Below are 12,909 nucleotides of genomic sequence, written 5' to 3'. Positions count from 1 at the left end.
TCTCATGAGAATAATTTATGGATTCACGATACCATTCAAAATAGGACAGCCGATATGTTTTTTTTGAATTAAATATCTCAAGTCAAGTCTTCACTCGACTTGCATAACATAATGTTATTTTTTTGGTTCCGCTAATTTTATAGGATAGAAATTCTAAGCAGTGTTTGACTTTATCCTAAGATAGAGCGTTTTATTGCCCACTGTTAGGAGAGAACTTTGGTAAATACCACAATTAAAACAACAAAATCACAAGAAGTCTTCGCCGCCGCTCAAAATCTTATGCCCGGAGGAGTCAGTTCTCCAGTTCGTGCTTTTAAATCTGTGGGCGGACAACCCATCGTTTTCGATCGTGTCAAAGGCGCGTATATTTGGGATGTAGATGGCAATAAATACATAGACTATGTAGGCACTTGGGGCCCAGCTATTTGTGGTCATGCTCATCCAGAAGTCATTGCAGCATTGCATGAAGCTTTAGAAAAAGGCACCAGTTTCGGCGCTCCCTCAGTCCTAGAAAATGTTTTGGCAGAAATGGTCATTGATGCCGTTCCTAGCATCGAAATGGTCAGATTTGTCAACTCTGGAACTGAAGCCTGTATGGGAGTTTTGCGGTTGATGCGCGCTTTCACCAACCGAGACAAAATCATCAAGTTTGAAGGCTGCTACCACGGACACGCCGATACGTTTCTAGTGAAGGCGGGTTCTGGTGTTGCCACACTTGGCTTGCCAGACTCACCGGGAGTACCTAAAGCAGCAACTAGCACTACTCTAACTGCACCTTTCAATGACCTAGAAGCAGTCAAAGCTTTATTTGAAGAAAACCGCGACGAGGTTGCTGGTGTCATTCTTGAGCCAGTCGTCGGCAATGCTGGATTTATCGCACCTGATGCTGGCTTTTTAGAAGGATTACGGGAACTAACTCACGAATATGGAGCGTTGTTGGTATTTGACGAAGTGATGACAGGTTTCCGCATTGCTTACGGTGGCGCTCAAGAAAAATTTGGCGTCACTCCCGATTTAACAACCTTGGGTAAGGTGATTGGTGGTGGTTTGCCAGTAGGGGCTTATGGTGGTCGCCGAGATATTATGTCAATGGTTGCGCCTGCCGGCCCCGTATATCAAGCTGGGACTCTTTCTGGTAATCCCTTGGCGATGACTGCTGGAATTAAGACTTTAGAATTGCTACAAAAGCCAGGTACTTACGAGTCTCTTGAGCGAATTACTAAAAAACTAGCAGATGGTTTGCTGCAAATTGCCAAAGAAACTGGTCATGCAGCTTGCGGCGGCCAAATCAGCGCCATGTTCGGCTTATTCTTTACCGCTGGCCCAGTTCATAACTACGAAGATGCGAAAAAGTCTGATACAGCCAAATTCGGACGCTTCCATCGCGGGATGTTAGAGCGTGGTGTTTACTTAGCACCCTCTCAATTTGAAGCTGGGTTTACATCTTTTGCCCACACAGAAGAAGACATCGAGCAGACTTTAGCAGTTGCACGGGATGTAATGTCTAGTTTGTAACCTGTTAAGGAGGATAAGGGATTTCCAAATAAAAGTATCCTGTTAACTCTTGTGGGGTGGGCATCTTGCCCCACAAAATGGATGATTTATCGGAAGTCCCTTTTTTGAGACAGAAACAAGTGTGCGGAAGTTGTGGACTCACTTTAAAGCATTATTTGCAGAATTTTCAGCAGTTAATAGTGTTCAATCTTCTGACGCTGCTGGGGATCGAAGAAATTTTTTAACAGATTTGCTCTCTACCGTCATTACTCAAGAAAGGTCACATCTTCGTCATCATTTCGCAATAGCTTCGTCAATAGAATATGCAATATTTAGCCTACATTAAGATTCATAGTTAATGAGGCAAGATTAATAAATTATAGGGGTTAAGTCCCTAGCAACTAAGAAGTGTCAAGTTTTATGGCTCTTGTCTGAATCTCCGTTGCAAAACTTAACTTAATTACAAATTATTTTACTTGCCTTTTACAGTTCTCGAAATTCCCTCATACCCCATAGATTACAAAAATTAATGCGTAAGCAGGTTCTCACCTTTATGGTGAGGGTTTTGCTTATAGATATTAAATTATTCATCGGGTAAGGTATTTTTTCAAAGTCAGGGTTAAACCTAACTTTAAAAAATAGACCAGTCATAACTGTAGCTTGTATAGCAAGGCTTACAGAGTAGAAAAAGCTGCCATAAGTATTGTGAAAAAAAGATGGTTCGACCTTGAAGGAGCTATGAAGTGGACGACAATAAGTCATTTTTTGGTCTGCAAAAAATATTAGTTACGTTGCTTGTATTGAGTGGGAGTATGAGTGTCAGCACGATGATGCTTATTAAGTCAAGCTCTTCTAATGCTCAAAGTACAGAGAATATAAATGTAAACAATCAACCAAGCAAAGTTGGAATTCAGCAGCAGATTGAAGAACTCAAAGCGACGATGCTTAGAAGTTGGCAGCAACAAGTACAAACAAAAGGTTTTTCATATACTGTGCCACTACGTTTTCAAGGGGCAATAGTTGATGCGGCAAGATTGACTCCCGACCAGAAAGTAATTGCGCTCACCTTTGATGATGGGCCATGGCCTGAAAGTACCGGGGAAGTACTAGATATTCTCAAAAAAAATCAGATAAAAGGCACATTTTTTCTCATTGGGCAAAACGTGAAGAATTATCCAGGCTTAGTAAAGCGGGAAATTGCTGAAGGTCACGTAATTGGTAATCACACTTGGCATCATTGGTATCAATTCTTAAATCCACAAGCAGCTGCCTATGAAATTGACCACACAGCAGACTTGATTTATCAAGTGACAGGTATTAAAACAAATTTATTTCGACCACCAGGGGGAATCATGCACAATGGGGTGGCTAGTTACGCTAGAAATAGCAAATATGCCATCATTCGCTGGTCATCTGACTCTGTAGACTACTCACGTCCTGCTGTACCAAAATTAATTAATAATGTGTTTAGGAGGGCCAAGCCAGGTGGAATTGTGCTAATGCATGATGGTGGTGGTAATCGTTCTAAAACTGTGCAAGCTTTACCAGAAATTATTGCCAACTTTCGGAAACAGGGCTATAGGTTTGTTACTATTCCTGAACTTTTAGAAATGCAAGATCGAGATCAAAAGCTGACAGCAAACAAAAAAACCGTCCAAAACTAACATCTGAACGGAATTTTAACGTATTAATACTTTATGCCAATCTGGTTATGTTACCAGTTGTGCTGATACCTTACAACTACAAGTCAGGAGGTAAAATCACCTGATCGATCGCGTGGATTACGCCGTTACTACCTGTGATATCTGCCTGTGTTACTTTAGCATCATTGACAGTTACACCGGTAGCAGGATCGACTTTAACGTTGATTGCGCCACCTTCGAGGCTTTTAACTTCGCCAGACTTTAAATCAGTAGACAATACCTTACCAGGCACCACATGGTAAGTTAAAATCTTGAGCAATACTTCTTTGTTATCTGGCTTTAACAATTCTTGCAAAGCATCTGCTGGTAACTTAGCAAAAGCTGCATCTGTGGGTGCAAAAATAGTTAAGTTATCTTTGCCTTGCAAAGCTGTGGTTAATCCTGCTGCTTTTAAAGCCTTAGTCAACGTGGTAAAGGAAGCGTTTGACTCTGCCAAGGCTAACAAATTTTTGCCTTGATTGCTACTTGCCCCTGGTTTTGGTGGAGTTGTGGTCGGTGTCTGAGTGGGTGGAGTACCTGGGGTGACGGGTGTAGGTTCACTAGGTGTAACAGGTGTAACAGGTGTAACACTACCACCTCCACGATTATAGGGAGGCTCGTTGAAAATACTTGGTCTGGGATTTACCCTTGCACCACTCTGTGCTACTGGTTTGCGTTTGGTATTGCCCTTTTCGATTTGGGAAACGGCTTCAGTAGGTGCGTATTGAGTGTTTGCTTGAAGACGTTGACCTTGGTTATAAGGAGCTTCGTTGAAAATACTGGGGTTAGGATTTAGTACCTCTTTCGCATCAGATGGTAAAGTAATGAGGACGCTGAAACTAGTAAATCCTGCTATGCCTGCCAACGTGGTCAGAAATTTGCTGTAATTTGTCTTCATAAATTTTGTTTTTTTGTCCACACATTACATAAAGATTTATAACATTTTGCTATGCACAAAATCTAACTCAAGAGGGAAGTAAGGTTTTTCTCTAGATAGTTTGTGCTAGTAAGGTAAAATATTTAACCTCGATTTACGCTAATAGGGATGAAATATATCTACCATATATTTCATGTAAATTGAGCAAATTTTTTCCATCACACCAAAATTTAAAAATCCCACTCGGTGTAAAGTAAATTCTCAGAAAGTGTGAAAATCTCACCTTTAGAAGTTATGAGTTACGATGAGCTTCGAGAAAGATTATACTTAAAAGACAATTTATATATAGCAATCCTATTTGATTCCTAATTACTCATAAAGATCGGGGACTAGGGACTGGGGACTGGGAAGATAGGAATAAAGGTGTACTGAGTTTTTTCAGAAATCAAAGATGAGTCCTATACATACCTGTACGTAAATTAATAGTTGATTTATAAATCCTGAATTACATAGAGAAGAAGGCTATATTTCCGAATGAACCATTGATTATTCAGCAAAAGCACAGAAATTAATTACCGAAATATTTTAACGTAGGCTAACGCTGACAAAAATTGAATTAAATGTTGAAGGGCCACGAAATGAGAGGTTATGTCTATTTATATATAGGAATCCGCTTTGATTTGGAGAAATTATTTGCGTAGGGAGGGGATAGGGAACAGGGAAGAAGGAATAAAAGTTTACTGAGTTTTTTTCACGCAATCAAATACGAGTCCCATATATGCTGAATTAAATTACTTAGTTAATTTGATATTTTAATCAATCAGAAAACAATATTTTTTTAAATCGATAATTTTATTTTGCCAAAAATCAGGCATCGGTTAAATCTTAATGTCAATTAAATAGACAGTTAACTAACTAATACCAATAAAAATTACTTAAACTAAAGATACAATTGTAAAGTTAATAAGTTGACCAGTTACAAGAGATAGAACACATGCTGGAATTATACCAATGGGAACTCTCTCAATACTCAGAGAAAGTGCGCCTAATTCTAGATTTTAAAGGACTAGATTACCGCAAAATAGAGGTTACGCCTGGGATTGGACAAGTGGAACTGTTCCGGCTGACTGGTCAAAGACAAGTGCCTGTATTAAAGGCTCGTCATAAATATATTGCGGATTCTACGGAAATAGCTAAGTATTTAGACTTAGAGTATCCCGATCGCCCGATAATACCGCAAAATTCTAAACAACGGGGTTTAACTTTTTTAATAGAAGAATGGGCTGATGAGTCCATAGGCATCAAAGGTCGCAAAGCACTATTTGCAGCCGTAAGTCAAGATCAAAATTTCCGTAAGTCTTTATTACCCACCTCAACACCAGATATATTTAAAAGTCTAGTTCAAGGAGTACCTAGTGACTTACTGACAGTGTTGGGTTTTGGCGTAGGTTACAGCCCAGATACGATACAGTCAGCGATCACATCTTTAAAACAAGACTTGGAAGCCTTAACGTTATTATTGGCAGATAGTCCTTATTTAACAGGAGATGAGCCGACTTTAGCTGACTTAGCCGTGGCTGGCTTATCGATATTGCTCAAGTTCCCCTCTGGCCCCTATCTGGATTTACCAGCTTCTATCAGAGGTAAAGGATTGCCAATCTTTGCCGAGAATATAGATTATCAACCATTCTTTACCTGGCGCGATCGCCTTTACGCCCAATTCCGCAAACCGTTAATTAGTACCACTCCATCAACAGGAAGTGCGCCAACCTCGATTCAGATTGATTAGATAATGGGGACTGGGGATTGGGCATAGGGGATGGAGAAAAAACAAATGACCAATGACCAATGACCAATGACCAATGACAAATGACAAATGACAAATGACTAATCAGATGAATTCGGCACAGCCATTAGGTTCGGTCATTCAAGGTTCTCTAACTGAAGGTTTAGAAGTCCGATTGCATCCTGACATTTCTGTAGAAGATATGCGGGTGGGTAAATTTCTTGTTGTGCAAGGGATGCGATCGCGTTTTTTTTGTATGCTGACAGATGTAGCATTAGGAGCTGCTAATGCCCGAATTATTGCTAATCCCCCCAATTGGGAAGACACTTTTTTACGAGATGTTTTAGCTGGAAGTGGTACTTACGGTACTATCAACCTCGCGCCGATGTTGATGTTCACTCCCGAAACTGAAGAATCTTTCTCCCCAACAAATGGCAAATCGGCCAATCCTTTCCTCCCATCGGTGACGGGTTTAGCTTCATTTGTGCCACAAACCAGCACGACGATAGAATTGTTGCCGGTAAAAACTATTCCTAGCCACTTTAGTCAAGTTTACGAAGCAAGTGTTGACGATTTTCGCCGAGTATTTGGTTGGGAAGATGACCCCCAAAGGCGCAACTTTTCCATCGGCAAACCTTTGGATATGGATGTGCCAGTTTGTATCGATTTGAATCGCTTTGTGGAAAGGAGTAATGGGGTTTTTGGGAAATCTGGTACTGGTAAATCTTTTCTAACGCGGCTACTTTTAGCTGGCGTTATCCGAAAAAATGCGGCAGTAAACTTGATTTTTGATATGCACTCTGAGTATGGCTGGGAAGCCGTTGCAGAAGGTAAAAATGTCAATACTGTTAAAGGCTTAAAGCAACTTTTTCCTAGTAAGGTAGAAGTTTATACCCTCGACCCGGAATCGACCAAGCGTCGGGGTGTGCGTGATGCTCAAGAACTTTATTTGAGTTACGAGCAAATAGAAGTTGAAGATATTAAGTTATGTAGCCGAGATTTAGGACTCTCTGACGCAGCCTTAGATAACGCCAATATTCTGTATAGCGAATTTGGCAAGTCTTGGATTGTCCAGTTGTTGAATATGACTAACGAAGAAATCGAGATGTTCTGCGAGGAGAAGCGCGGACACAAAGGCTCGATTATGGCATTGCAGCGCAAACTCTTGCGGATGGATAGCTTGAAGTATATGCGAGCTGTTTGCCCCCAGAATTACATTAGTAAAATTGTGCAATGCCTGGAATCTGGGAAGAATGTTGTGATAGAATTTGGTTCCCAGTCTAATATGCTCTCTTATATGTTGGTGACGAATATGATCACCCGCCGTATTCACGAGCATTACGTCAAGAAAGCAGATAAATTCCTGCAAAGCAAAAATCCTAGCGATCGCCCAACGCCATTGATGATTACCATTGAAGAGGCGCACCGTTTCCTTGACCCCGCAGTGGTACAAAGTACTATCTTTGGGACTATTGCCCGCGAGCTGCGAAAATATTTTGTCACACTTTTGGTAGTCGATCAACGTCCATCAGGCATTGATAATGAAGTGATGTCGCAAATAGGGACTCGCATTACCGCTTTGCTGAATGATGAAAAAGACATTGAGGCGATTTTTACAGGTGTATCTGGTGGTAGCGGACTGCGATCGGTATTGGCAAAGCTAGACTCGAAACAACAAGCTTTAATATTGGGTCACGCCGTTCCTATGCCCGTAGTAGTCCGTACCCGTCCTTATGACGCAACTTTTTATGCCGAAATTGGTGAGCCAGCTTGGGAAGAAAAACCTGACGCAGAAGTATTCGCCGCTGCGGAACTAGCCAAAGCTGACCTGGGATTTTAGATTGTCATTTGTCTTTAGTCATTTGTCATTTGTCATTGACCAATACTTCTCTACGAACGCTAACAGCGTGTCAAAGACAGAGATTACGCCAACGACTTACCTCGGCTCCACTACCTCGACTTTGCTCGGCACAAGTCGGCACAAGTCCCTCAGTACAAGTGACAAATGACCAATGATCAATGACAAATGACTAATTCGTGACATCCCTCCATTATCACAGCAAATTAAGTTCGGTTATCCCGCTAGTTTTGGCAACAGAAGAGGGGTTTTTGGCGTCACTATAGAAGTAGTCAGCAATTTCGAGGAAATTTAAAAATTTTTTATATAACGGCTGCTTTTAAATTATAATGATAGGTTTTATCTTAAGAGAGTTTACTATTTGCCTGATTTATCGTATCATAAGTTAAGTAGAACTCATACCGACTTCGGATTTACCGATTGGTGTTAGTAACTGTCCAAGAGAAGAATTCTCAAAAATAACCAGCGTGCTTATAAAAAATTGAAAATTTCGGGAAGGTAGGGGAACCTATCAATGGGGGCTTACCGTCTTAACAACGGCTGTATCAATTAACTAATTGCTTTTGATAGCTCCCGATATTTCGTGATAGATGTACTACTTCTCCCCATCCATTTAGTAATAAAACATACATTATCTTTACGAAGTAGAGGACATCGCACCAATGCCTACTGTCAATACCCAAACGGAAAACCTCAACACCAAATTCACGGCTGATATGGTGCGTACCTATCTGCGAGAAATTGGTCGTGTACCACTGCTAACCCGCGAACAAGAAATTGTCTTTGGCAAGCAAGTGCAACAAATGATGACGCTGCTTGATGCCAAGGAAGCTTTGGCAAAAAAATTGCAACGCGAACCGGATATTTCAGAGTGGGCCGATTACGTTAAACAATCGGAAACTGATGTGCAGCAAACAGTGGCACAAGGTAAGCGGGCAAAGCAAAAAATGATCGAAGCGAATTTGCGCTTGGTTGTCGCTATTGCTAAAAAGTATCAAAAGCGAAATATGGAGTTTCTGGATTTAATCCAGGAAGGAACACTAGGGTTAGAGCGGGGTGTGGAGAAATTTGACCCGATGAGGGGTTATAAGTTCTCAACTTACGCTTACTGGTGGATTCGCCAAGCCATTACTCGGGCGATCGCTCAACAAGGTCGGACTATTCGCTTACCGATCCACATTACCGAGAAACTGAACAAAATCAAAAAAGTGCAGCGCGAGTTGGCTCAAAGCTTGGGGCGATCGCCGACTCCAGCCGAAATTGCCAAAGCACTAGAACTAGAGCCTGCTCAGATTCGCGAGTACCTGAATATGGCTCGTCAACCAGTGTCTTTGGATGTGCGAGTTGGTGAAAACCAAGATACTGAGTTGCAAGAAATGCTCGAAGATGATGGCCCATCACCAGAGTATTACACCAACCAGGAATTCTTACGCCAAGACTTGAACAATCTGCTAGCAGAACTAACACCGCAACAGCGAGAAGTTGTAGCACTGCGCTTTGGTTTAGAAGATGGTAATGAAATGTCATTGGCGAAAGTCGGTGAGAGATTGAATCTCAGCCGCGAACGCGTTCGTCAGTTAGAGCATCAAGCTTTGGCTCATCTGCGTCGCCGTCGTGCCAATGTTAAAGAATACGTTGCTAGCTAAAACAAGAGACGCAGAACTTCGCGTCTCTACACCACCTTGGTAATGCGCCCCCTGAATTCAGGGGGCGATTTTTTTTGCTGAAAACCAGGAAACGCAGTTAATCAGGTATTCGCTATCGGTTCGATACCTGCGCTATGCGTTTGTTGAGAAACAAAACCCAACATTTTGCAGGATTTGTTGAATAACGTTTACGCTCCAACCTACGAATATTTTTAACTGAGCAGTTAATCAGAAATTTGGGAAGGTATCCGAAAAACTATAGATTCAGAATGTAGACATAAGTGTTAGTTTTTTGCTCATTGTGGTTTAGGTCATCTAGAAAAACCTAACTCCCTTCCGACGCGGAAAGGGGAAAAATTCAAAGTCTCTCTCTTTTGAGCAGAGAGAAATAGAAGAGAGGTTTTCCAGATACCGTGAAAAGTCAACTGTTATCAGTTCTGCAATAATTTGAGGTAAATATCTTCAAATATTCCAGAGATAATAACAGGGTCAGAAGCTATGTCATTTTTCGATGTAACTAGCTATTTATTTTTTAAACCTACTTATCAGCAATTACTTTCTCTCAAAGAAAAGTTAATTATATTCATCTAACAATGTAGTATGAGTCAGAAAATAGTTGAAAACATTAAAAGTTATTTTCAGCCCGACCTCAGAAACTTAGCTAAAAAATGGGCATTAGCCTCTAGGATGATCGTAAGTATTGTGGTTTTAGGTTACTTAGTGTTTATTCCATTTAAAGGAGTGGATAAAAACCGGAGATTCGAGACAACAGAATTAGGACTTTTAACAATGATATTATTGTTAAACTCTTCAGTTATTGAAAGAATAGAAAAATTTCAATTTGGTAGCAATGGAGTAGAATTAAACCTAGTACATAGTAAAATTAAAGCTAATATAGAGGCTAATCAAAAGGAGTCAAAAGCTTTAGCCTTATTAGGAACTTTAATAGAAGATGATGAAAATCAAAGAAAGTTTTTTGACTCTTTGCTAGACGATGGAGAGCGAACAACTCTGGAAAACTTATTTAATGCTGAAAAAGATCAAAGACAGTTTCCATATAAAAAAGAACAATCCTGTGAGCAACGATTGAGACATTTACGAGTATTAGGCTTTATTGAATCTTTAACAAATTATCAAATCAACGAATTGCCTCCTCATGGCAATTTAAGAGACTATTTTAAGCTTACTTGTACTGGAAAAATATCTCTGGCTTTAGGTTCTAGCAACATTGCTGCACAAGACATATTAAATCAATGTGGAAGTGATTGTCATTGCCGCAAAATTTTGACTCAGATTATAGAAAAACAAGGTCAATATGGGACAAAAATGAATAGCATTAATAATTGATACAACGTGCGTTCGATGAACCTCTCCCCAACCCCTCTCCGAGGCGGAGAGGGGCAGCAATATTTTTAGTTGACAACGAACGAAAAAATTAGGGTTTCAAAGCCTCTCTCCCTGTGGGGGAGAGGTTTGGAGAGGGGTTTTTAGAGCCATCGAACTCACGTTAATACAAGTAGAAACCCTTGAGATTACAGATCAAACCCGCAGATGCGAGTTGCAAACCATTAATTTTTTGTATGAGCGGACGAAAATAATGTGTAGCCACGATTTAGAATCGCCAGAGCTACATCCGTTTCAAATCTTGTAAAACTGCGGTGGCTGATTGATAGCGATCGCTAAAATGATAGCAAACCATTTTATCTAAAATTGCTGCTAATTCTTCACTTACTTGCACGGTTTGCCGCCACATCACATTACCCGTTTCTGGATCTGGGTGGAGTTCTTGCGGTGGTGTTCCAGTTATGGCTTGAATAGCAATCATTCCTAAAGCATAAATGTCACTGCATAAGCGGGGATGACCGGCAAATTGTTCTGGAGGTGCATAACCCCGCGTCCCAATGGCTACTGTCGCTAATTCTGTTTGCTCGCTACTCGACGGTTGCATCAATTTCACAGCACCAAAGTCAATCAATACCAGCCGATTATTTTGAGCGCACCTAATAATATTAGTCGGTTTGAGATCCCGATGAATCACTCGATGTTGATGAACAAATTCTAGAACTTCTAAAACTTGTTTGAGCATTTCCATCACAAATGATTCGTTTTGCAGATTTTGTACGGGTGGTAATTCTTCACTTAGGGTATGTCCTTCAATATATTGTTGAATTAAATAAAATTCTTGATTATCTTCAAAATAAGCAAGTAGTTCGGGAATCTGATGATGTTTACCCAAAATTTCTAAAATTTCAGCTTCACTATGAAACAACCTGCGAGCCACTTGCAAAAATCGTGTATCTTGACGGGCTGGCATTAACTTTTTAACTACACAAGTAGGATTACCGGGTCGTTGAGTATCCTGTGCTAAATAAGTCCGACCAAATCCACCTGCACCGAGAGTTTGAGAGATTTTGTAGCGTCCACCTAAAAGCAAATCACCTGATTTTATTTCTGGTGAATCAACTGGGGGAGGAAAGTCAACAGACGAATCGGGAATTGCTGTTTTATCTTCTAAGAGTACATTTAATTGGGCGATCGCTTCTTGTTGTTTTTCAACTTGCAGAACAATCACCTGAGTTTGCTGTTGATTTTGGTAGCTAGTATAAGCGATCGCACAGATACTACTGATTGCCAAAGCAAGAGCAGGAGGGATTAATGGCACCCATCCAGCTTGTAAAAACAAAGCAACGCAGATTACTACTAAGCCAAATAGAGTTATCCCTAACACCACTAGCAAAAGCAGCGGATTTTGCCACCGCAATACTAAAACACCACCTAATAGCGACCAGCCCCACACCCAAATAAGTTCTACCCAGTCGGGCCAATACCAAATCAAGGGTCGCCCATCCAAAACTGTACTGATGAGTTGACTTGCTATCTGTGCATGAATAAACAGAGCAGGCATTCTAGCTGGTTGATCTGGTAAAGCGCTGTAGGGCGTATAAAAGCCACTTGGAGGGATATTAGCTGCTGTAGTGCCAATAATTACCAGACGGTCTTTGAATAAACTGGGGTTGACTTGATCGCTAAGAACATCTGTGAGGCTTACTTGGTCGGCGAGGCTATTGGGGTGACGGTAATTTAATAATATTTGATAGCCTTGTGCATCTAAATGTTGGTAGCCACCAGAATTAGGTTGTAAACGCATAAACAAGGTTTTACCTAAGATAAAATCTCCTTTTTGAGTGAAATCGTATCCAATACCTTGTTTTTCGAGATAATTAATTGCAATTAATGCACCAAATGCAAATGATGTTGTACATTTCTTGTCTGTAGAGTTGGCAAATAATAAAGTGCGGCGGAGACTTTGGTCGTTTTCATTGTCAGCGACCACATCGCTAAACCCAACATTATCTGTAGAGACATTCGGAGGTGGGGGAATTTCATCTCTACCCAAACTGCTGAACAAACAGGTAGTGACAATATTATCTTGATTTTGGAAATTAGCCGCCAAATTATTGTCTTCTGGTCGGAAAAGATATAAACCAACAATTCGCGGTTGATAAGACTCTATTTTCTTTAATAGCTGATTGATTGTCCGATCTGATAGAGGCCATTTCTCGCGT

Annotated in this window: 8 protein-coding genes; 6 read left to right on the top strand and 2 right to left on the bottom strand. The window is 40.7% G+C overall.

The features are described from left to right. Positions 1–216 precede the first annotated feature (216 nt). Entirely contained in the window at positions 217–1,515 is a 1,299-nt protein-coding gene (gene hemL / locus RMY32_RS17190) for a glutamate-1-semialdehyde 2,1-aminomutase (protein ID WP_322710102.1), read from the top strand. A 722-nt stretch (positions 1,516–2,237) separates the two neighbouring features. After that, positions 2,238–3,158: a polysaccharide deacetylase family protein gene (locus tag RMY32_RS17185; RefSeq protein WP_322710101.1), complete on the top strand. Its 921-nt coding sequence runs from the start codon at positions 2,238–2,240 to the stop codon at positions 3,156–3,158. A gap of 76 nt (positions 3,159–3,234) precedes the next feature. On the opposite strand, the gene RMY32_RS17180 is transcribed toward RMY32_RS17185, so the two are convergent. Next, positions 3,235–4,074, bottom strand: a complete 840-nt coding sequence (locus RMY32_RS17180; protein ID WP_322710099.1) for a fasciclin domain-containing protein — start codon at positions 4,072–4,074, stop codon at positions 3,235–3,237. Positions 4,075–5,047: 973 nt separating this feature from the next. Here RMY32_RS17180 and RMY32_RS17175 point away from each other — a divergent pair. The 4 genes from RMY32_RS17175 (at position 5,048) to RMY32_RS17160 (ending at position 10,690) form a co-directional block, all read left to right on the top strand. Beyond that, on the top strand, positions 5,048–5,842 hold the full coding sequence (locus RMY32_RS17175; protein ID WP_322710098.1) for a glutathione S-transferase family protein: 795 nt from the start codon (positions 5,048–5,050) through the stop codon (positions 5,840–5,842). A 106-nt stretch (positions 5,843–5,948) separates the two neighbouring features. Beyond that, positions 5,949–7,679 (top strand): ATP-binding protein, encoded by a 1,731-nt coding sequence (locus RMY32_RS17170; protein ID WP_322710195.1) that lies wholly within the window; start codon positions 5,949–5,951, stop codon positions 7,677–7,679. A gap of 680 nt (positions 7,680–8,359) precedes the next feature. After that, positions 8,360–9,343 (top strand): RNA polymerase sigma factor, RpoD/SigA family, encoded by a 984-nt coding sequence (locus RMY32_RS17165; RefSeq protein WP_322710097.1) that lies wholly within the window; start codon positions 8,360–8,362, stop codon positions 9,341–9,343. Between the two features lie 600 nt (positions 9,344–9,943). Beyond that, complete coding sequence (locus tag RMY32_RS17160) at positions 9,944–10,690, top strand: hypothetical protein (RefSeq protein ID WP_322710096.1); 747 nt, start codon at positions 9,944–9,946, stop codon at positions 10,688–10,690. Between the two features lie 280 nt (positions 10,691–10,970). Here RMY32_RS17160 and RMY32_RS17155 read toward each other — a convergent pair. Beyond that, positions 10,971–12,909: CHASE2 domain-containing serine/threonine-protein kinase (locus RMY32_RS17155; protein ID WP_322710094.1), on the bottom strand; the 1,939-nt coding region annotated here is incomplete at its 5' end.

The organism is Nostoc sp. ChiSLP03a (assembly GCF_034531215.2).
Taxonomy (GTDB): Bacteria; Cyanobacteriota; Cyanobacteriia; order Cyanobacteriales; family Nostocaceae; genus Nostoc.
This window is presented reverse-complemented; position numbering and strand designations above follow the sequence as displayed.

What these genes read in the sequence shown, in the direction of transcription:
- RMY32_RS17180 (WP_322710099.1), bottom strand. Translation starts at nt 4,074, where the DNA reads ATGAAGACAAATTACAGCAAATTTCTGACCACGTTGGCAGGCATAGCA.
- RMY32_RS17170 (WP_322710195.1), top strand. Translation starts at nt 5,949, where the DNA reads ATGAATTCGGCACAGCCATTAGGTTCGGTCATTCAAGGTTCTCTAACT.
- RMY32_RS17175 (WP_322710098.1), top strand. Translation starts at nt 5,048, where the DNA reads ATGCTGGAATTATACCAATGGGAACTCTCTCAATACTCAGAGAAAGTG.
- RMY32_RS17160 (WP_322710096.1), top strand. Translation starts at nt 9,944, where the DNA reads ATGAGTCAGAAAATAGTTGAAAACATTAAAAGTTATTTTCAGCCCGAC.
- RMY32_RS17165 (WP_322710097.1), top strand. Translation starts at nt 8,360, where the DNA reads ATGCCTACTGTCAATACCCAAACGGAAAACCTCAACACCAAATTCACG.